Raw genomic sequence first — 22,558 nt, 5'->3', positions numbered from 1 at the left:
GAATTATATTTGAGAAAATTATTTCACCAATGATTAGGCGATTTTTTAGTTATTTTATTCCAATAAACATTTACAAGAAAAACTCTTCGGTTAGTAAAACTCTGGAAGTGACTTGGAACAATGGCGAATTGGTTTTAGACAGTAAAAACACTAATTATTCGTATGGAAGTTTGCAACGGATTTTACGCAAAGGACTGAAATACATTGGATTTGAACGTATTAGAAACTTTAAAACGGTTTTGGTTCTTGGTGTTGCTGGCGGAAGCGTTATCAAAACTTTGGTCAATGAAATTAAGTTTAAAGGCAAAATTATTGGCGTAGAAATAGACGAAAACATTGTAGAAATTGCCAATAATTACTTTAATATTGACAAAATTCCAAATTGTGAAATTATTATTGACGATGCGTTTGAATTTGTTTTAAAAACAAAAAACACCTACGATTTAATCATCATCGATATTTTTCAAGACACCACGATGCCTAATTTTTTGTTTCAGGATTTTTTTATTCAACGAATTAACGATTTGGTCAATGTGAATGGGTTTATTTTATTCAACACCATGGTCATTTCTAAAGCTGATGAAGAACGGAATTTGAAATACAAATCAAAATTTGGCGGAAATTATTCGCTTCGAATGTATCCAAAAGTAGAAGTTCACAATGAATTGTTTACAATTAAAAAGCTACAATAGTTGCGGGTTTCGGGTTGAAAGTTTCGGATTTTTCTAAGTGAAATTTAAAACCTTTGTAAAAATTTTAAACTTTAACCAAAGTTGGGTTTATTCTTTCTCTAACTTTTAACCCCTATTTTGCACCCATAATTTCTTTATAAAACTCTATTTGTAGTTTTAAAGTTTCGATTTCTTTTTCCTTTTCAAGCAATTGGTTTTTTAACTCCTTTTCGGATTTGGTTTCAAATGGAATGTTCAATCTTTCGCCAAGTTCCATCACTAAATTATATTTAACCGCAAGACTAATTCTCCACAAAATGCTGAACTGTAAACTAGTTTGCTTAAAATATTGATTGAGCGTTGTAGGGTTAACATCCAAAAACTTAGAAACACTAGATTTTTTAATTTTATTTTGTTGAATATGCCAATTAACATAGTTACCCACTCCTGGCGGATCATCACTGCGCTTTTTTTGGTATCGTTTTGAATTATCAAACATTTTTTTTGATATTAAGTTTAAATCAAATATACAAAAAATACTGTAGCTCAGGACTTTTATGCCTTTTATTTTGGTTCTTTTAACTAATTTAGTTGGTTTTTATAACTAAATAAACTAGTTTTTTTAACTAACTAAATTGGTTATATTAACTAACTTAAATGGTTTTTTTAACTAATTTAATTAGTTATATTATTAAACTTAGTTAGCTATTTAAACCAACTAAATTAACCTTCTAAACCAATATAGTTGGTTATTTTAATCAACTATATTGGTTTTTATAACCTTTTATTTAATCAAGTGGTATAAAAAAACCTTTGCTAAAGTTTGAAACTTTTACAAAGGTTTTGTGCATTTTATTATTTAAAATCAATATTACAACATCTTCCTCGCTTTTTCTAAATCTTCAGGTGTATCGATACCGATGCCAACATGAGTAGTTTCAACCATTTTGATTCGTTTTCCAAATTCTAAATAGCGGAGTTGTTCTAATTTTTCGGAAGCTTCGAGTGATTTCATTGGTAAATGATAAAAAGCGAGCAAGGCTTCTTTTCTAAAAGCATAAATTCCGATGTGTTTCATGTAGCGAACACCAACGCTTTTTTCTCTTGGATAAGGAATTACCGAACGTGAAAAATACAAAGCAAAGCCACTTTGGTCAGTAACTACTTTTACATTATTAGGATTGTTGATGTCTTCTTCATCAGTAATTTCAACCATCAGCGAAGCTAAATCTACTTTTTTATCAAAATCATTTCTAAAAACATCCAGCACTTTTGCTAATGGTTCAGCATTGATAAATGGTTCGTCGCCTTGAACGTTTACCACAATATCAACGTCAAGATTTTCAACGGCTTCGGCTATTCTGTCGCTTCCGCTTTCGTGTTCTTTGACACTCATGATGGCTTTTCCACCATTGCTGATGATTTCGTCATAAATCAAAATACTATCGGTTACTACAAAAACATCGTCAAATAATCTCGTGTTTACTGCAGCTTGATAAGTTCGAGAAATAACTGTTTTTCCTCCCAAATCTTGCATCAATTTGGCAGGAAATCGAGTTGATGCATATCGAGCTGGAATTACGGCAATGATTTTCATTTTATTATTTTTTACAAAAAATTATATACCAGCAATGGCTTTCAATTCATTTACAAAACGAACTGCCAAAGAATCGGCTTCTTCCTGAGTTGGTGCTTCAGTATAGATACGGATAATTGGTTCGGTATTCGATTTACGCAAATGAACCCATTCCGTTGGGAAATCAATTTTTACGCCATCAATTGTAGATATATTTTCAGATTTGTAGGTTTCGGTTAAGGTTGCTAAAATTCCGTCAACATTAATTTGTGGTGTCAACTCAATTTTGTTTTTACTCATATAATATTGCGGATAACTTGCTCTAAGTTCTGCAACTGTAACATCTAAATTTGCTAAATGCGTTAAAAACAAAGCCACACCAACCAAGCTATCTCTACCATAATGCAATTCTGGATAAATAATTCCGCCATTTCCTTCGCCACCAATTATGGCGTTTGTAGCTTTCATCAATTCCACCACATTTACTTCTCCAACGGCACTGGCTTGATAACTTCCGTTGTGTTTTTCAGTAATATCACGCAACGCACGCGACGAACTCATATTAGAAACAGTATTTCCTGGAGTTTTACTCAAAACATAATCCGCAACGGCAACCAACGTATATTCTTCGCCAAACATTTCGCCATCATTAGAAATAAACGCCAAACGGTCAACATCTGGATCAACAACAATTCCGAAATCGGCTTTTTCTTCAATAACCAATTTACAAATGTCACCCAAGTGTTCTTTCAAAGGTTCTGGATTATGAGGAAAATGTCCGTTAGGTTCACAATATAATTTTACACATTCTACACCCATTTGTTCCAAAAGTTTTGGGATAATAATTCCACCTGAAGAATTCACACCATCAACTACTACTTTGAATTTTCTTTTGGCAACAGCTTCGGCATCAACTAAAGGCAATTCTAAAACCTCATCAATATGAATATCCATGTAAGCATCGTTTGCCGTAATTTCACCTAAACTATCTACATCCGAAAAATCAAACGCTTCGGCTTCGGCAATTTCTAATATTTTTGCACCTTCAGCACCGCTAAGAAATTCACCTTTTGCATTTAAAAGTTTCAAAGCATTCCATTGTTTTGGATTGTGAGAAGCTGTTAAAATAATTCCGCCATCGGCTTGTTCCATCGGTACGGCAACTTCAACTGTTGGTGTTGTAGATAAACCTAAATCAATAACATCAATTCCCAAACCAATTAAAGTATTGACTACTAAATTATGAATCATCGGACCTGAAATACGTGCATCACGACCAATAACTACTTTTAGTTTATCTTTATTGATATTGTTTTTCAGAAAAGTACCATAGGCTGATGCAAATTTCACAGCATCTACTGGCGTTAAATTGTCTCCAACCTTTCCTCCTATTGTTCCGCGAATTCCTGATATTGATTTGATTAATGTCATTTGTATCTTTTTTAGGTTTGTTTTGTTATTTTTTACAAATATAATAGTTGCCATTACGAAAAATAGAAATAAGATATTTTTTTCTATATTTACTAGCATATCATCGATAAAAGACCATATTCAATTATTTTCAGTATGAATTTCCTAGCACATATTTATCTATCTGGTAACAACGATTTGCTGAAAATTGGTAATTTTATGGCAGATAGTATTCGTGGAAATAGCTATGAAAATTATCCCGAAGAAATAAAAAAAGGTATTTTACTCCATCGCTCGATTGACAGTTTTACGGATATGCATCCCGTTTATAGAAAAAGCAAACATCGATTGCATGAAAAATACGGACATTATTCTGGTGTGATTATGGACATTTTTTACGACCATTTTTTGGCAAAAAACTGGGCAAATTATTCCAATAAAATACTAGAAGAGTATGCCGATGAATTTTATCAGCTTTTACAAGACAATTATGATTTACTTACGGCTAAAATTCAAGGAATGATGCCGTATATGATTGCTCGAAATTGGTTGGTAAGCTATGCTTCCATCTCAGGCTTGGAAATGATTTTGTTCCAAATGGATCACCGAACCAAAAATCGTGTTGCGATGCATGAATCGATAGTGGAATTACAAAAGTTTTACTTGGAATTTGAAACCGAGTTTACTCAATTTTTCATCGAACTTCAAGAACATTGCCAACAAAAAATTCACGAATTAAACGGATAATATTATATGAGAAATACGATTATCCTTTTCCTTTTTACACTTCAAATTTGTTTTGGACAGCAAGGTGTAACTGCTTCCAATGGCATGGTGGTTACGGCTCGTGAAGAAGCTTCCAAAATTGGCGTTGATATTCTAAAAAAAGGTGGAAATGCATTTGATGCTATGATTGCAACACATTTGGCATTGGCAGTTGCTTATCCTTATGCAGGAAATATTTCGGGTGGAGGATTTTTGGTGTATCGAAAAAATAACGGTGAAATTGGTTCGCTTGATTTCAGAGAAAAAGCACCGTTAAAAGCATCCAAAAACATGTATTTGGACAAAAATGGCAATGTAATTCCTAATTTGAGTACCGATAGTGCTTTATCCGTTGGCATTCCAGGAAGTGTTGCAGCTATATTTGAAATCCATAGAAAATTTGGTTCATTACCACTTAAAGAGTTGTTTGAACCTGCTATCCTTTTGGCAAAAAAAGGTATTGTTGTAACCGAAAAAGAACACGCAAAACTCAATGAATATCGCTCTAAAATTGTTGAACTAAGCGGAAATCAAACACTTTATGCGAAAAAATTTAAAGTTGGCGATACCATAAAATATTTGGCATTAGCCAATACATTAAAACAAATTCTTAAAAACGGAGAAGCCGAATTCTACAAAGGAAAAACTGCAAAAAAGTTAGTCAAATTTCTAAAAAGTAAAGGCGGAATAATTTCGCTAAAAGATTTAAAAAAATATAAAACCATTTGGCGAAAACCGATAACTTTTCAATACAAAGAACTGAACATCATTTCGATGGCACCACCAAGTAGCGGCGGAATTACGTTGGCACAAATTATGAAAATGATTGAACCATTCGACCTTAAAAAGCTACAACACAATTCGGCTGACTACATTCATCTTTTAAGCGAAGTTGAACGACGAGCATATTCCGATAGAAATTATTTCCTTGGCGATCCGGATTTTGTTACTATACCAGAAAAAGAATTGCTCGACGAAAATTATTTAAAAAATCGAATGCAAAACTTTTCTTTTGAAAAAGCAACTTCTTCCAAAGAAGTTAGTCATGGTGATATTCAAGTGGTTGAAAGTGATGAAACCACTCATTATTCGATTGTTGATACAAACGGAAATGCCGTTTCGGTGACGACAACTTTGAACGGTGCGTATGGTTCTAAACTATATTGTGACGAACTGGGATTTTTTCTCAATAATGAAATGGATGATTTTTCGGCAAAACCTGGCATTCCAAATTATTATGGATTAATTGGTGCTGAAGCTAACAGCATTGCTCCCGAAAAACGAATGCTAAGTTCGATGACACCAACAATCGTGGAGAAAAACGGAAAACTGTTACTGCTTTTGGGTTCGCCTGGCGGTTCGACCATAATCACTTCGGTTTTGCAAACTATTTTAAATGTTTATGAATTTGAAATGGGAATGCAACAAGCCGTAAATCAACCACGCTTTCACCATCAATGGTTGCCAGATGAAATTATGCTTGAACCTAATAAATTCAATGCAGAAAGTAAAGAAAAACTCAGACAGAAAGGTCATATTATTAACGAGAAATTTGCACCTGTTATTGGTAAAGTAAATGCGATTTTGGTTCTACCAAATGGCAATTTTGAAGGCGGAGCCGATTTTCGCGGAGATGATAAAGCTATTGGATATTAAATTAAAAAAATGAATTTCATACAAGAATTAGAAACCGAATTGTTTCGTCATAAAAATACTGAAAACGCAGCAAAAATGGAAGCTTACATGAGGCATCATTTTTCTTTTTTAGGCATTAAAACCGAAACAAGAAGAGCTGTTTTTCAAGATTTATGGAAAAAACACCAATCGGAAATACAATCCAATTTTCGAGAAATCAGTTGGGAACTTTTCAACAAAAAAGAGCGAGAATTTCAGTATTGTGGAATGGAAATTTTAATCAAAGAAATTAAAAAAAAGTATCTAAAAGAAGATGAAAAACTGATTGAACAATGGATTATTACCAATTCTTGGTGGGATAGTGTTGATGTTTTGGCAAAATATCTTTTGGGTGGTTATCTTTTGCAATTTCCTGATAAAACATTAAAAGTAATCGAACGGTTTTCAAATTCAGAAAATATGTGGCTCAATCGAAGTGCCATTCTTTTTCAATTGAGTTATAAGCAAAAAACCAATTTTGAATTATTGAAATCAGAATGCGAAAAACACAAATATTCGAATGAATTTTTTATTCAAAAAGCCATTGGTTGGTCACTTCGAGATTATGGTCGATTTAATCCAAATGCGGTAAAAAGCTATGTAGAAAACACTAATTTAAAACCTTTGAGTAAAAAAGAAGCACTGAGAAATATTTTAAAATAATCATTTATAGCTATTTTTGTAGAATATTCTCTAATAAATGCCAACAAAAAAAGCACCACTATATAAAATCGTTTTCCGAAATATTTTTCGAAGAATAGAGAATATTATCTTTTCTTTGAAAGAGAAAATATCCGAAAGACAATTTCTTTATTTTTCGGCTGTAGTTGTTGCTATTTCATGTTCGCTTGCCGTAATTTTATTAAAGAATTTTGCGCACTCCGTTTTTGTATTTGCTAATTATGTAAATACGTATCTCAAACTTCCTTATATCAACAGTTTGTTGCCTATTATTGGAATTCTTTTAACGGTTTTTGTGGTCAAACATTTACTTGATGGAAGCATTGAAAAAGGAAGTTCTAAAATTTTATATGCAGTTGCCAAAAAAGGTGGAATTGTTCCCAAAAAACAGATGTATGCCCAAATTGTAACAAGCTCATTAACCGTTGGGCTTGGCGGTTCTGCCGGTTTAGAAAGTCCAATTGTAATTACTGGTGCAGCATTTGGTTCTAATTTTTCACAACGATATCATTTAAGTCAAAAAGACAGAATTCTACTTCTAGCTTGTGGTGTTGCTGCTGGAATTGGAGCGGCTTTTAATGCGCCAATTGCTGGAGTTTTATTTGCTATAGAAGTTGTTCTTGCCGATGTTACTATTTCGGCTTTTATCCCGATAATGATTTCGGCAGCAACTGGAGCTTTGGTTTCAACAGTTGTATTAAATGAAGATGTTTTGTTGTCATTTAAGCAACAGCAAGTGTTTGATTATCATAATATTCCCTATTATATTCTTTTGGGAATTTTAGCAGGATTAGTTTCGGTTTTTCATGCTCGAAATTTTCGCAGAGTGGAACATTATTTTCAAAAAAAGAAAAGTAAAATTTATAACAAAGCACTTTTTGGAGCAAGTATTTTAGCCCTAATGATTTTCTTTTTTCCAACACTTTTTGGCGAAGGATATGAAAGTATCAAAACACTTTCTACCAAAAATCCCGGAGCATTATTAGAAAATACTTTACTAGACAATCATAAAAGTAACGAATGGATTTTACTAATTTTTGTTGGTGTAACGATGTTACTGAAATCTTTTGCAACCGGATTAACTTTAGGTTCAGGAGGAAATGGCGGTAATTTTGCACCATCGCTTTTTGTTGGAAGTTATTTGGGATTTTTTGTGGCCAAATTTTTTGATTTAACCGGAATTAACAACCATTTACCCGTTGCAAATTTTACTATTGTTGGTATGGCAGGAATTTTAAGCGGACTATTTCATGCGCCATTAACTGCTATCTTTTTGATTGGTGAAATTACTGGTGGTTACAATTTGATGGTTCCGTTGATGATTGTTTCTTCCATTAGTTTTGCAGTTTCAAAACGTTTTGAAAAACATTCAATGGATGTAAAACCTTTGGCAGATAAAGGCGATGTTTTCACCAGTGATAAAGACAAAAATATTTTACTGAAAATTGATGTTTTAAAATTAATTCAAACCAATTATCAAACGCTTTCTGTAGAAAACTCTCTTGAAAAAGTAGTAGAAATATTTGCGTCAACATCTCAAAAAGTAATTCCTATAGTTGATGAAAAGAGAAATCTTCTCGGTGTTATTGAATTTCAACATGTAAAATCGTTTATTTTTAATCCATATAGAGTAAAATTTACTACCATAAAAGAAATTCTCACTCAACCCGAAGTTATATTACAGTTTGATGACGGAATGGAAAAAATCATGAATTCCTTTGACAAAACCAACCACGAAGTATTACCTTTAGTAAAAGATGGCAAATACTTTGGTTGTCTTTCTAAACTTGATATTCTGGAAAACTACAGAACCAATTTCAAGGAAATGGTTATTGAATAAAAAAACCTTTCAATTGAAAGGTTTTCTATTACTACTTCGTTTTTTCTCCCACAAAATAATCGTTTGTACTTTTAAACAATACATTAAAAGTGGTCAGACTTCCGTAACATCGTGTAATGTATTGTTGCAATTCAAACTTTTCAGAATTATCTAAATTACTTGAATTTATTTTTTGTTCCATAACTCGAAGTCGATCTCGTACCATAATTATTTTATTGAAAAAAATATCTATAGGAACTTCTTTGTTTTGAGTTGGTGTTCCTGGTTCCATTATTAATTTTCCGCCTTTCCATTTATCAGCAATGGGAACAACTTGCGAAACATCGCTCCATTTTTGCAATAGATTTTTCAAGGTTTTTTCCACTTCATAAAAACTAACCGTATCTACCTCACCTTCAACTGCTTCAATTACTTCAAATTCACTATCTACATCAATAGTTTCCAATCCGTTTTCTATAAAAGTTACCCAATAATGCTTTGCTGTAACGTTGGTTACAACTCCAACTCCATATTCAGCATGTTTTAAACGTGAACCGATACCAAGTATTTTCATTATTTATTATTTTAAAATTTTCCCAAATATAAAATTCTTTAACAAATTCTTGTCAAACGTTATAATGAATTTTGAGTTAAAAAAAGTACTTTTGCGTTTCAGCACTATTTTATGCAAAATCAAGACGAATTTATCGAAGTTATTGGAGCAAGAGCTCATAATTTAAAAAATATTGATGTTACAATTCCACGCGAAAAACTAGTCGTAATCACTGGTTTGTCGGGTTCGGGAAAATCATCGTTGGCTTTTGACACGATTTATGCCGAAGGTCAACGTAGATATATTGAAACTTTTTCGGCTTATGCTCGTCAGTTTCTTGGTGGATTGGAACGACCAGATGTGGATAAAATCGACGGACTTTCACCAGTAATTGCTATTGAACAAAAAACAACGAGCAAATCACCTCGCTCGACCGTTGGAACTATAACTGAAATTTATGATTTCTTGCGATTACTTTTTGCTCGTGCTGCCGATGCATATAGCTACAATACGGGCGAAAAAATGGTTTCTTATTCTGATGAACAAATACAAGGTTTGATTAAAGAAACTTTCAACGGAAAACGAATTAATATTTTAGCTCCAGTTATTCGTGCGAGAAAAGGTCATTATGCAGAACTTTTTCAGCAAATTAGCAAACAAGGATTTGTAAAAGTTCGTGTAAATGGCGAAATTCAGGATTTGGTTTCCGGTATGAAGCTCGACCGATACAAAACACACGATATTGAAATTGTGGTTGACCGAATGGAAATCAGTAACAATGACGATACGGATAAACGTTTGGCAGAAAGCATCAAAACCGCAATGTATCACGGCGAAAATATTATGATGGTTATCGAACATGGCAGCAATGAAGTTCGCTATTTCAGTCGAACGCTGATGTGTCCAACTACCGGAATTTCCTATCCAAATCCAGAACCGAATAATTTTTCGTTCAATTCGCCCAAAGGTGCATGCGATTGCTGTAATGGTTTGGGAACTATCAACCAAATCAACGAAAAAAAGATTATCCCAAATCCGAAATTATCGATAAAAGCTGGTGGTTTTGCGCCACTTGGCGAATACAAATCATCTTGGATTTTTAAGCAATTGGAAATCATTGGGGAAAAGTTTGGCTTTACATTAAACGATGCTATCGAAACTATTCCTGCCGAAGCGATGGAAATGATTATGAACGGTGGAAACGAAAAATTCTCTGTAAAATCAAAAGCTGCTGGCGTAACGAAGGATTATAAAATTGAATTTGAAGGTATTGCCAATTTCATCAAAAACCAATATGACGAAAGCAATTCAACCTCTTTAAAACGTTGGGCTAAAGAATTCATGGACGAAATTGCCTGTCCAGATTGTCACGGTTCCCGATTGAAAAAAGAAGCTCTGTATTTCAAAATTAATGAAAAAAATATAGCCGATTTATCTACAATGGATATTTCGGAACTGATTGATTGGTTTCAAAATTTGGATGGAAAATTATCTGAAAAACAGCTTACTATTGCAACTGAAATTCTAAAAGAAATCAAATCGAGATTGCAGTTTTTGATGGACGTTGGTTTAAATTATTTGTCTTTACACAGAAGTTCAAAATCGCTTTCGGGTGGTGAAGCACAACGTATTCGATTGGCTACACAAATTGGCTCACAACTAGTTGGTGTACTTTATATTTTGGACGAACCAAGTATAGGATTACATCAACGAGATAACGAAAGATTGATTAATTCATTGGAAAATCTTCGTGATATTGGCAATTCTGTTTTGGTAGTTGAACACGATAAAGACATGATTGAACGAGCGGATTATGTTATTGATATTGGTCCAAAAGCTGGAAAATTTGGTGGAGAAATCATTAGTATTGGCACACCAACAGCATTGCTGAAAGAAAATACCATTACAGCGCAGTTTATGAATGGAAAAATGCAGATTGAAGTTCCAAAAAAACGTCGTGAAGGCAGCGGAAAAACGCTGAAATTAACTGGTGCAACTGGAAATAATTTAAAAAATGTTTCGGTAGAATTTCCTTTAGGAAAATTGATTTGCGTTACTGGAGTTTCGGGAAGTGGAAAATCAACTTTAATTAATGAAACCCTTTACCCTATTTTGAACGAATATTTCTTTAATGCAGTAAAAAAACCAATGCCGTTCAAAAAAATTGAAGGTTTGGAGCACATTGATAAAGTGATAGACATTGACCAAAGTCCAATTGGAAGAACTCCACGAAGCAATCCTGCGACTTATACTGATGTTTTTTCGGAAATTAGAAGTTTGTACACACAAACACCCGAAGCTATGATCCGCGGATATAAAGCTGGTCGATTTAGTTTTAATGTTTCTGGTGGACGATGCGAAACCTGCGAAGGTTCAGGAGTAAGAACCATTGAAATGAGTTTTTTACCTGATGTTTATGTAGAATGTGAAACGTGTCAAGGAAAACGTTTTAATCGGGAAACTCTGGAAATCAGATACAAAGGAAAATCTATTTCGGATGTGTTAAATATGACAGTTGACGAAGCCGTTCCATTTTTTGAAAACATACCTAAGATTTATCGAAAAGTAAAAACCATTCAGGATGTTGGATTGGGTTATATCACTTTGGGACAACAAAGTACAACGCTTTCTGGTGGTGAAGCACAACGTATCAAATTGGCAACTGAATTATCCAAAAAAGATACTGGAAATACATTCTACATTATGGACGAACCAACAACTGGTTTGCATTTTGAAGATATTCGGGTTTTGATGGATGTGATTAACAAATTGGTTGAAAAAGGAAATACAGTTTTGATTATCGAACATAATATGGACGTAATTAAATTGGCAGATTATATTATTGACATTGGTCCAGAAGGCGGAAAAGCTGGTGGCGAATTGGTTGCAAAAGGAACTCCAGAAGAAATCATAAAGAATAAAAAAAGCTATACAGCGCAATTTTTAAAAAAAGAACTAAATTAGCAGGCCGTTTTTAGCCCAGATTGCAATGGAAATCCTTTTTTATTGTTTTTTTGAAAGATGTCTTTCCCGAAACTTCGGGATGCAACCAATGTTACAAAAACAATAAAAAAGATTGCAATGGAAAGCTGGAAATAGCTCCAAAAAAATTAAAAAAAATATAATTATGGCATTTGAACAATACGAAAACGAAGACGACAGAATTCAAGATAAATTAAAGCAGAAGACTTGGAACGAGATTAGAACCAATGATAGTTGGGCGATTTTTAAAGTGATGTCGGAGTTTGTAAATGGCTATGAAACGATGGCACGAATTGGTCCGTGTGTTTCTATTTTCGGTTCGGCGAGAACAAAACCCGATAATAAATATTATTTGTTGGCAGAAAAAATTGCTTATAAAATCAGCAAAGCGGGTTATGGTGTAATCACTGGCGGCGGACCAGGAATTATGGAAGCTGGAAATAAAGGTGCGCATCTTGGCGGTGGAACTTCGGTAGGTTTGAATATCGAATTGCCATTTGAACAACACTTCAATCCCTATATTGACAAAGACAAAAATCTAAATTTTGACTATTTTTTTGTTCGTAAAGTTATGTTTGTAAAATATTCACAAGGATTTGTAGTTATGCCTGGCGGTTTTGGAACCTTGGACGAATTGTTTGAGGCAATTACATTAATTCAAACGAAAAAAATTGGTAAATTTCCAATTATTTTGGTGGGAAAAGAATTTTGGTCGGGATTGATCGACTGGATAAAAACGACAATGATTGAAAAAGAACACAATGCAAGTCCAGACGACATGAACCTTATTAAAATTGTTGATACAGAAGACGAAGTGGTTGAAGAATTGGATCGTTTTTATAAAAAATATAATTTAAGTCCGAATTTCTAATAAATTCAAAAGTCTAAAATTCCAAATTCCAATCAAAATACGTTGGAGTTTGGAATTTAATTTTTAAACCGCTCATTATGTTTTTCAACTCGCTACAGTTTGCCATTTTTCTTCCGATAGTATTTATTTGTTATTGGTTTTTTGCTAATAAATCTCGGAAATATCAAAACTTCATACTCATTCTGGCGAGTTATTATTTCTACTCTTGTTGGGATTGGCGTTTTTTATTTCTTTTAGTTTTTTCAACTTTACTCGATTATTTTTCGGCAATTAAAATAGAAGGAAGTCAAACAAAATCTGGCAAAAAATTTTGGCTTTGGCTTTGTATCTCAATCAATTTAGGGTTTTTAGGCGTTTTTAAATATTATAATTTTTTTGCTGAATCATTTGCCGAATTACTGAACGGATTTGGGTTTCATACCAATCCTGTTCTACTCAATTTAATTCTTCCTGTCGGGATTTCGTTTTACACTTTTCATGGACTTTCTTATATTATTGACATTTATTACGGTAGAATAAAATCAGAAAGAAATTTTGTTGATTATTCCTTGTTTGTAAGCTATTTTCCGCTTTTGGTTGCTGGACCAATTGAACGAGCAACGCACCTTTTACCACAGTTGAAAGTAAAACGGGAATTTAATTTTGAAAAAGCCAAAGAAGGCATTTATCAAATCATTTGGGGATTAGTAAAAAAAATAGTCATTGCCGATAGTTGTGCAATTTATGCCAATGCAATTTTTGACAATCATAATTCAATGAATTCGTTGTCCTTAATTTTAGGTGCTATCTATTTTGCTTTTCAAATTTATGGTGACTTTTCAGGGTATTCCGATATTGCTTTGGGAACATCCAAACTCTTCGGAATTGATTTGTTGAAAAACTTTAATTATCCATACTTTTCTCGAGATATTGCCGAATTTTGGCGACGTTGGCATATTTCGCTTTCATCGTGGTTTCGAGATTATTTATACATTCCGCTTGGTGGAAGCAAAGGTTCTAAACTATTTCAAATTAGAAACACTTTCATCATTTTTCTTGTAAGCGGTTTTTGGCATGGTGCCAACTGGACATTTATTGCTTGGGGTTTGATTAATGCAATTTATTTTTTGCCTCTTTTATTATTAAATCAAAATCGAAAAAACTTAGATAATTTTACTTTAGGATTTAATTTTTCATCTGTTCGAATTTTATTCAGTATCGTTACTACCTTTTGTTTAACTTCGTTAGCTTGGATTTTTTTCCGCTCAAAAACTATCCACGATGCTATTGCGTATATTCAACGAATGTTTACCAATCAAAACTTTTCTCCTCAATATTTTAACATCGAAAGATATAATTATGAAATTTTATTTTTAATCGTACTCTTTACACTAGTTGAATGGAATAATAGATTAAAAATTGAACCTATATCGGGTAAATATAGTAGTTTAAAGCTAGCTTTATGCATATTAACTATATTAGCGTTAGGTGTTTTTACTGATTATAAAAGTTTTATTTACTTTCAATTCTAATGAAAAAATTTATTCTATTTATAGTTCAAATCATAGTGACGACTCTAGTTGTTGCAATTCTTTTAGACTCATTTTATACCTATGTTTTTTTAAATAACAACAATCGAAATAAAATTGAGTTTGTTATTAATAGTAATCCAAAAAAATACGATGTTGTTTTTTTAGGCTCTTCAAGAGCAAATAACCACTTTGATAGTCGGATTTTTTCAAATCAAGGATTAACTGTTTATAACTATGGTATTAGTGGTTCAAGACTAGAAGAGTCTGCTTTATTACTAAAACTAATGATAGAAAAAAAATATATAGTAAAGAATATTATTTTAGAGATTGATTTAAACATTAACTCTGATGGCTTTTCTAATGGAACTAGAGCAATGTTTATGCCTTATTTAAAAGAGTATGAAACAATTCAAAATCACTACCATTCGATTTCAAATTTTAATCAATTATACTATATTCCTTTTTATAGATATATTAACTACGACTCAAAAATAGGTTTTAGAGAATTATTTTTTTCTGCTATAAAGAAAAAAAATAGTGCATTAAATCATGAAGGTTTTTTACCTTTAATAAACGATCAAAGTCCTCTTGTTGCAACAGATTTAAGTGAACGTTCGCCCAAGCGAAACAAAGCTTATGAAGAAATTAAAACCATTTGTAAACAAAATAACATTACACTGATAGCCATGACAACGCCTATATGTGCCGAAACGATAAACCGTGATTATTTTAATCATATTCATAAAATTTATCCCGAAATTTATCGCATGGAAGATACCGTTATTGATGACAAATATTTTTCAACTTGCGGACACATGAACGAAAAAGGTGCTATAGCTTTTACCCAAATTGTTTTCGATAAATTCTTTAAACCAAAAAATAAATCTTGAAAAAAATAAACTACATAATTCTCTTTTTCAGCATGATGTTACAAGCACAACATCATTCAAAAATTGTGGCAGAATACAACCTAAACGAAAAAAGAATCAATGTAGTTCAAGAACTTACTTTTTATAATCAGACCAATGACACGCTAAATTCTATTGTTTTAAACGATTGGATGAATGCGTATGGCGATAAAAATTCAGATATTGGAAAACGATTTGCCGATGAGTTTGAACGTATTTTTCATTTGGCAAAAGAAAAAGATCGCGGACGCACGGAAAACATAACGATTATCAGCGATGACGATTCATTTTTTTCTTGGAAAAGAAATGAAAATTCGGCTGATGTTCTCGAAATTCAATTAAAAAAAACGCTTTTTCCAAGTGAAAAAATAAAACTTCACCTAACCTATTCCGTTAAAATTCCAAATGCACGTTTCACAAAATTTGGTTATTCAGATGATGAAAAAGTTTATCTAAAAAACTGGTTTTTAACGCCTTCGAGATATGAAAACGGAAGTTTTGTTAAAAACAACAATCATAATATTGATGATATTGCCAATGCCGTTTCCGATTATGATTTAGAACTAAAACTTCCTAAAAACACTGAAGCTTTTACCGATTTAAACAAAGTTTCAGAAACCGTTTTTACAGGAAAAAATCGTTTGGATTTCAACTTGTTTTTTGGCAAAAAAAATGAATTTGAGAGTTTCATTAATCAAAAATTAGAAGTCGTTACCGATTTTAGAGACAATCGTGTTGATGATATTCAACGTGCGATTGTTATTGACAAAATCGTCAATTGGGTTGATGAAAACCTTGGGAAATATCCGCATCAAAAACTGATTTTGGCGAAAGCAGATTATGAACGAAGTCCGTTTTATGGATTGAACCAACTTCCTGCATTTATTGCGCCGTTTCCCGACCAATTTTTATATGAAATTAAATTTCTAAAAACCTTTTTGAACAACTATGTTCATTCTACTTTAAATCTAAATCCACGAAACGACAACTGGATTTATGATGGTTTTCAAATTTATTTGATGATGAAATACATCGATGAATTTTATCCAAAAGTTACCATGATGGGAAATGTTGCCAAGCTAAAAATAATGCGTGGTTACAATTTAGTAAGTTTAGATTTCAATGGTCAATACAGCTATTTTTATATGTTGATGGCACGAAAAAATTTAGACCAACCGCTTAATTTCCCGAAAGATAAACTCATTAAATTCAACGAAAAAATCGCTTCAAAATACCGTGCAGGTTTAAGTTTTAAATACCTCAACGAATATTCTCAAAACGGATTAATTGATAAATCAATCGTTCAATTTTATACCACAAACCTTCAAAAACAGCAATCAGTTAATGATTTTGAAACACTTTTAAAACAAAATACTCCTAAAAATATCAATTGGTTTTTTGACAAAATAATCAATTCTCGAGAAACTTTTGACTATAAATTTGATATGGTTTCCAAAACCAAAGACAGCATTAGTTTTAGACTAAAAAATAAAACCGAAACTCATGTTCCTATTCCTGTTTTTGGTACAAAAAAGAAAGAAATTGTGTTTAAAAAATGGATTGATGCTTTGCCAAACGACAGCATTTACACCATTCCGAGAAACAATGCTGATAAAATTGTAATCAATTATAAAAATGAAGTTCCCGAGTTTAATTTGAGAAACAATTGGCGTTCATTAAAAGGTTTCCGAGTAAATAATCGTCCTATAAAATTTATTTTCTTCAAAGATTTAGAAGATCCAAATTATAACCAAATCGTTTACATTCCAACGCTGGAATACAATCTTTATGACGGTTTTTATCCTGGAATACGTTTTCATAACAAAACCATCTTGGACAAACCATTTATTTTTGATGTAAACCCTAGTTATTCTACAAAAACCAATAACTTAACTGGTCGAGGAACAATTTATTTTAATCAATACAACCGCAATAGCAATTGGTATCACATTCGCTATTTATTGAACGGTCATTATCTGCATTATGCACCAGAAGCTGCCTATTTAAAGTTGATGCCAGTAGTTCATTTTAGAATTCGCCCCGATGATTATCGAGATAATAAAATCCAAACTTTAACTATCAAACAAACCATAATTGAAAGAGAAAAATCGGATTTTATTGTTGAAGAAAATACTGAAAATTATTCCGTTTTTTCTACAAAATATTATAATGGGAAAACCGAAATTACCAATCATTATAATTTTTTAACCGATTTTCAATTGTCTAAAAACTTCGGAAAATTGGCAGGCGAAATTCAATATCGAAAACTGTTCAATGACAATCGTCAATTAAACCTTCGTTTTTTTGCTGGAACATTTTTGTACAATAAAACAACTTCCAATTATTTTGACTTCGGTTTAGATCGTCCTTCTGATTATTTATTTGAAAGCGAATATCTTGGTCGTTCTGAAACCACAGGATTTTTTAGCCAACAAGCTATTGGAACCGATGGGTTTTTTAAATCTATTTTTGAAACTCGTCTTGCCAATCAATGGATGATTACAGCCAATGCAAGTTGTAATATTTGGAATTGGATAGAGGTTTATGGCGATATTGGAACGTTTAAAAATAAAAATACATCGGCTAAATTTGTTTATGATAGTGGTATTCGACTAAATCTTGTAACCGATTATTTGGAACTTTATTTTCCTGTTTATTCTACTAACGGTTGGGAAATTGGACAACAAAACTATTCCGAAAGAATACGATTTATCATCACTTTTAATCCAGATACTTTGTTTAGTTTATTTACCAGAAAATGGTTCTAATTTTCAAAAAACTGTCGAACAATTTACATTATTCTTATCAAAACAATTGATTTATTAAATTATAATCAAAATTAAAACAAATAACGCCTATTTAATTATCAATAATTAAATTATATTTTCATCAAAGAATTATAATTATTACTACTTTTTAGCTAAATTTGTTTCTTTTAGAAATAAATTCAGTTATGATCGAACCACAAACCAAAACCGAAATCACTTTTGAAGATTTTAAATCCGAAGTTATAAACGATTACAAAATCGCCCGAATAAGCCGTGAATGTAGTCTTCTTGGTCGAAAAGAAGTATTGACTGGAAAAGCAAAGTTTGGAATTTTTGGCGACGGAAAAGAAGTACCACAATTGGCTTTAGCAAAAGCATTCCAAAACGGTGATTTTCGTTCAGGTTATTATCGTGACCAAACTTTTATGATGGCAATTGGTCAACTATCAATCGAGCAATTTTTTGCTGGATTGTATGGTCATACCGATTTAGATTTTGATCCAATGAGCGCTGGAAGACAAATGGGCGGACATTTTTCAACACATTCTTTAGACGAAAACGGAAACTGGAAAAACCTGATGGCACAAAAAAATTCTAGTGCAGATATTTCGCCAACTGCTGGACAAATGCCAAGATTATTAGGATTAGCACAAGCATCAAAAATATACAGAAACGTTCGCGGATTAGAACATTTTACTAATTTTTCAAAAGAAGGAAATGAAGTCGCTTGGGGAACAATTGGAAATGCTTCAACATCAGAAGGATTGTTTTTTGAAACCATCAATGCGGCTGGAGTTTTACAAGTTCCAATGGTAATGAGCGTTTGGGATGACGAATACGGGATTTCTGTTCATGCTAGATACCAAACTACCAAAGAAAGTATCTCGGAAATTTTAAAAGGTTTTCAACGTGATAACGAAAATGACGGTTTTGAAATTTTAACGGTTAAAGGTTGGGATTATCCAGCGTTGGTTGCTACTTATCAAAAAGCTTCAGCAATTGCTCGTGAAGAACACGTACCAGTTTTAATTCACGTTGACGAATTAACACAACCTCAAGGACATTCAACTTCTGGAAGTCACGAACGATATAAAAACGCAGAACGATTGGCTTGGGAAATCGAGTTTGATTGTTTATCCAAAATGCGCAATTGGCTGATAGAGAACAATTTGACAACAGTCGAAGAATTAGATGAAATAGATGAAACCTCAAGAAAAGAAGTACTTGAAGGCAAAAAAGCAGCTTGGAATGCTTTTGTTTCACCAATGAAAGCGGAACAAAACGAATTGGTTTCTTTGCTAAATTCAATTGCTTCTTCTAGCGAAAACAAAGTTTTTATTGAGAAATATGCTAACGATTTGGGTTCGATTAAAGAACCAATCCGAAAAGATATTATTACAACAGCACGCAAGGTTTTACGACTGATTATTAAAGAAAATAGCAAAGAAACTTTGGCAACGTGGATAAAAAATTACACCGAAAAAATTCAGCCAAAATTCAGTTCACATTTATTTTCGCAATCAGATAAAAATATTTTGGCAACAAAAGCTGTTGAACCAAAGTATGATAATTCATCCGAAGAAGTTGATGCTCGTTTAGTATTGCGTGACAATTTTGATGCTATTTTCAATAAATACCCTGAAACTTTAATTTTTGGTGAAGATGCTGGAAATATTGGTGATGTAAACCAAGGTTTAGAAGGCATGCAAGAAAAATATGGAGAACTTCGTGTTGCCGATGCCGGAATTCGTGAAGCAACCATTCTTGGACAAGGAATTGGAATGGCAATGCGCGGTTTACGACCAATTGCAGAAATTCAATATTTGGATTACCTTTTATACGCCATCCAAATTATGAGCGATGATTTGGCTACGCTACAATATAGAACTCACGGAAGACAAAAAGCGCCGTTAATTATCAGAACTCGCGGTCATCGATTGGAAGGAATTTGGCATTCGGGTTCGCCAATGGGAATGATTATCAACGCTATTCGTGGAATTCATGTTTTGGTACCAAGAAATATGACAAAAGCTGCTGGTTTTTACAATACATTATTAGAAACTGACGAACCAGCATTAGTTGTAGAATGTTTGAACGGCTACAGATTAAAAGAAAAAATGCCAACTAATTTAGGTGAATTTAAAACCCCAATTGGAGTTGTTGAAACCATCAAATCAGGAAGTGATATTACGGTGGTTTCTTATGGCTCAACACTTCGCATTATAGAACAAGCTGCAAAAGAACTACTTGAAGTTGGTATTGATGTGGAAATTATTGATGCGCAATCATTATTACCTTTTGACATTAACCATGATTGTGCTAAAAGCGTTTCCAAAACCAATCGCTTATTAGTAGTTGACGAAGATGTTCCTGGTGGCGCAAGTGCATTTATTTTACAACAAATTGTAGATGAGCAAAATGCCTATCAGTTTTTAGACAGTCAACCGCAAACAATGGCTGCCAAAGCACATCGTCCAGCGTATGGAACTGATGGTGATTATTTCTCAAAACCATCTGCTGAAGATATTTTTGAAAAAGTTTATGCGATTATGCACGAAGCCATGCCAGAAAAATATCCGAGCTTGTATTAGTGATTTATCATAAAAATTTAAAAAAGGGAACTCAAAATCGGGTTCCTTTTTTAATTTTTATTATTGATAATATTTATTTGTATATCTTAGCATAAATTGAAATTTAAATTTGAAATTACTCCATCAAACTACTTTACATCATGAAATTTTATTTTCAACTATGGCTTTTATTAGCTACCACTTTAGTATTATCTCAAAATGTAGATTATTCACCTAAAGAAATTGTAATTTCGTTTAAATCAACAGTAACTCATGAGGACAAGCTTGAATTAATAAAAAATGACGCACAACTAGCTCAACTCAACCATTCGTTAGAATTAGATACTTTGCAATGGGTAGGAAATAAAAAAGAGAAAAGAACACTATTGCTTCGATTTAAAAATGATATTAATGTGATGGAAGCCGTTACTTCATACTTAAATACTGGTTGGTTTACATATGTAGAGCCAAATTTTACAGGTTATGGGCATGGAATGATGCAAACTACTCCCAATGATGCTTTATTTTCTTCAAGACAATGGTCACATCGAAACAATGGCACCTTCACTCTTTCGCCAGCTATTATTGACGCAGATATTGATACCGATTTAGCTTGGGATATTACCCAAGGAAATCCAAATCTAATTGTAGCTATTCTTGACTCTGGTGTAAAACTAGATCATCCAGAATTTACCGGAAGAATGGTTCCTGGATATGACTTTGCCTACAATGATAATAACCCAAGCGATGATCATGGACATGAAACTAATGTAGCTGGAATTGCACTTGCCAAAGGAAACAACTCTATAGGGTATGCCGGAGTAAACTGGAATTCAAAAATAATGCCTTGCAAAATTCTTGATGCCAGTAACTTTGGTTACTATACTTGGTGGGCAGATGCCATCTATTTTGCAGTTGATAATGGAGCAAAAGTTATTAATATGTCTGTTGGCGGAAACAGTCCTTCAACCTTACTTGAAGATGCAATCAATTATGCTTACAACAACAATGTGAGTGTTACTGTATCTACTGGAAATCAAAACGGAGCCATTCAATATCCAGCTCGTTATGCTAATGCCTTTGCTATAGGTTCTACTAACCCTAATGATACTCGAACAAGTCCATTTTTTTGGAGTGCTACAAGCGGAAGTAATTATGGTGAAGCCATAGATTTTGTAGCACCTGGAAACTTTATTTACGGTCTCAGCCATAATTCCAATACCAATTATGAAAGCTATTGGGGTGGTACTTCTCAAGCAGCACCACATGTTGCTGGTGTTATCTCTTTGATGTTATCAGTAAACCCTAATTTATCTGTAGATCAAATAAGACAAATTCTTCAACAAACCTCTGAAGACCAAGTAGGAAATGGAACAGACACTGCCGGATGGGATATGTTTCACGGATACGGAAGAATAAATGCCTATGCTGCCCTATCTCACCAACTACTCTCTAACACTGATTATTTTCAAGAAGCTATCAACTTGAAGTTATATCCAAATCCTGTTGAAAACACTAATATATTAACAATTAAAGGATTAAAGCATAATAACTATTCTATTACTTTGCACTCAATAGATGGTAAACTAATAGAAAACTATGTAGTTTCTCCATTAAACGAAGCTATTGAAATCTCTACAACGACTTTGTCATCAGGATCTTATATTCTTAAAATAGTGAATAAAAACACTCAAAAAATGTACTCTAAAAAATGGATAAAACTATAACCTTTTAAACTTCTAAAAAAACTATTTTTTTGAAAATCTCTTTTTACATTAAATTTACCCGTAGTGCATTAT

General features: G+C 32.8%; 16 protein-coding genes. 12 read left to right on the top strand and 4 right to left on the bottom strand.

What is annotated here, in order from left to right; all coding sequences use genetic code 11:
* Positions 1-29 precede the first annotated feature (29 nt).
* Positions 30-692: a spermidine synthase gene (locus IAI56_RS06920; protein ID WP_187657176.1), complete on the top strand. Its 663-nt coding sequence runs from the start codon at positions 30-32 to the stop codon at positions 690-692.
* A 112-nt stretch (positions 693-804) separates the two neighbouring features.
* Here the strand turns inward: IAI56_RS06920 and IAI56_RS06915 are convergent, their stop codons facing one another.
* The 3 genes from IAI56_RS06915 to glmM form a co-directional block, all read right to left on the bottom strand.
* Positions 805-1,170 (bottom strand): transcriptional regulator, encoded by a 366-nt coding sequence (locus IAI56_RS06915; protein WP_187657175.1) that lies wholly within the window; start codon positions 1,168-1,170, stop codon positions 805-807.
* A gap of 372 nt (positions 1,171-1,542) precedes the next feature.
* Entirely contained in the window at positions 1,543-2,268 is a 726-nt protein-coding gene (gene kdsB / locus IAI56_RS06910) for a 3-deoxy-manno-octulosonate cytidylyltransferase (protein ID WP_187657174.1), read from the bottom strand.
* A gap of 21 nt (positions 2,269-2,289) precedes the next feature.
* Positions 2,290-3,678, bottom strand: a complete 1,389-nt coding sequence (gene glmM / locus IAI56_RS06905) for a phosphoglucosamine mutase (protein ID WP_187657173.1) — start codon at positions 3,676-3,678, stop codon at positions 2,290-2,292.
* 135 nt (positions 3,679-3,813) lie between these two features.
* Between glmM and IAI56_RS06900 the strand changes: the two genes are divergently transcribed.
* The 4 genes from IAI56_RS06900 to IAI56_RS06885 are packed head-to-tail and all read left to right on the top strand — an operon-like array spanning position 3,814 to position 8,617.
* Positions 3,814-4,404, top strand: coding sequence for an acyl carrier protein phosphodiesterase (locus tag IAI56_RS06900; protein ID WP_187657172.1), 591 nt, complete (start codon positions 3,814-3,816; stop codon positions 4,402-4,404).
* 6 nt (positions 4,405-4,410) lie between these two features.
* Positions 4,411-6,078, top strand: coding sequence for a gamma-glutamyltransferase (gene ggt, locus IAI56_RS06895; protein ID WP_187657171.1), 1,668 nt, complete (start codon positions 4,411-4,413; stop codon positions 6,076-6,078).
* A 9-nt stretch (positions 6,079-6,087) separates the two neighbouring features.
* On the top strand, positions 6,088-6,759 hold the full coding sequence (locus IAI56_RS06890; RefSeq protein ID WP_187657170.1) for a DNA alkylation repair protein: 672 nt from the start codon (positions 6,088-6,090) through the stop codon (positions 6,757-6,759).
* Positions 6,760-6,796: 37 nt separating this feature from the next.
* Positions 6,797-8,617 (top strand): chloride channel protein, encoded by a 1,821-nt coding sequence (locus IAI56_RS06885; protein WP_187657169.1) that lies wholly within the window; start codon positions 6,797-6,799, stop codon positions 8,615-8,617.
* A 31-nt stretch (positions 8,618-8,648) separates the two neighbouring features.
* Here IAI56_RS06885 and IAI56_RS06880 read toward each other — a convergent pair whose 3' ends face one another.
* A complete protein-coding gene (locus tag IAI56_RS06880; protein ID WP_187657168.1) occupies positions 8,649-9,170 on the bottom strand; it encodes a hypothetical protein in 522 nt (173 codons plus the stop codon).
* Between the two features lie 111 nt (positions 9,171-9,281).
* Here IAI56_RS06880 and uvrA point away from each other — a divergent pair, with 111 nt between their 5' ends.
* The 7 genes from uvrA to IAI56_RS06845 all read left to right on the top strand — a co-directional run bounded on the left by uvrA (position 9,282) and on the right by IAI56_RS06845 (position 22,486).
* A complete protein-coding gene (uvrA, locus tag IAI56_RS06875; RefSeq protein ID WP_187657167.1) occupies positions 9,282-12,113 on the top strand; it encodes an excinuclease ABC subunit UvrA in 2,832 nt (943 codons plus the stop codon).
* Positions 12,114-12,276: 163 nt separating this feature from the next.
* Positions 12,277-13,002, top strand: a complete 726-nt coding sequence (locus IAI56_RS06870) for an LOG family protein (protein ID WP_187657166.1) — start codon at positions 12,277-12,279, stop codon at positions 13,000-13,002.
* Positions 13,003-13,079: 77 nt separating this feature from the next.
* The gene (locus IAI56_RS06865; protein ID WP_187657165.1) at positions 13,080-14,513 is read left to right on the top strand and encodes an MBOAT family O-acyltransferase; all 1,434 of its coding nucleotides are present in this window, start codon (positions 13,080-13,082) and stop codon (positions 14,511-14,513) included.
* A complete protein-coding gene (locus IAI56_RS06860) occupies positions 14,513-15,403 on the top strand; it encodes a hypothetical protein (protein ID WP_187657164.1) in 891 nt (296 codons plus the stop codon). The genes IAI56_RS06865 and IAI56_RS06860 overlap by 1 nt, the downstream gene beginning before the upstream one ends.
* Entirely contained in the window at positions 15,400-18,189 is a 2,790-nt protein-coding gene (locus IAI56_RS06855; protein WP_317192451.1) for a gluzincin family metallopeptidase, read from the top strand. Before IAI56_RS06860 ends, IAI56_RS06855 begins: the two co-directional genes overlap by 4 nt.
* Positions 18,190-18,374: 185 nt before the next feature.
* On the top strand, positions 18,375-20,780 hold the full coding sequence (locus IAI56_RS06850) for an alpha-ketoacid dehydrogenase subunit alpha/beta (protein ID WP_187657163.1): 2,406 nt from the start codon (positions 18,375-18,377) through the stop codon (positions 20,778-20,780).
* Between the two features lie 140 nt (positions 20,781-20,920).
* Complete coding sequence (locus tag IAI56_RS06845) at positions 20,921-22,486, top strand: S8 family peptidase (protein WP_187657162.1); 1,566 nt, start codon at positions 20,921-20,923, stop codon at positions 22,484-22,486.
* Positions 22,487-22,558: the final 72 nt, after the last annotated feature.

This window comes from Flavobacterium macrobrachii, assembly GCF_014486675.1.
Classification (GTDB): Bacteria; Bacteroidota; Bacteroidia; order Flavobacteriales; family Flavobacteriaceae; genus Flavobacterium; species Flavobacterium macrobrachii.
The sequence above is the reverse complement of the archived record's forward strand: the minus strand, read 5'-3'. Positions and strand labels throughout refer to the sequence as shown.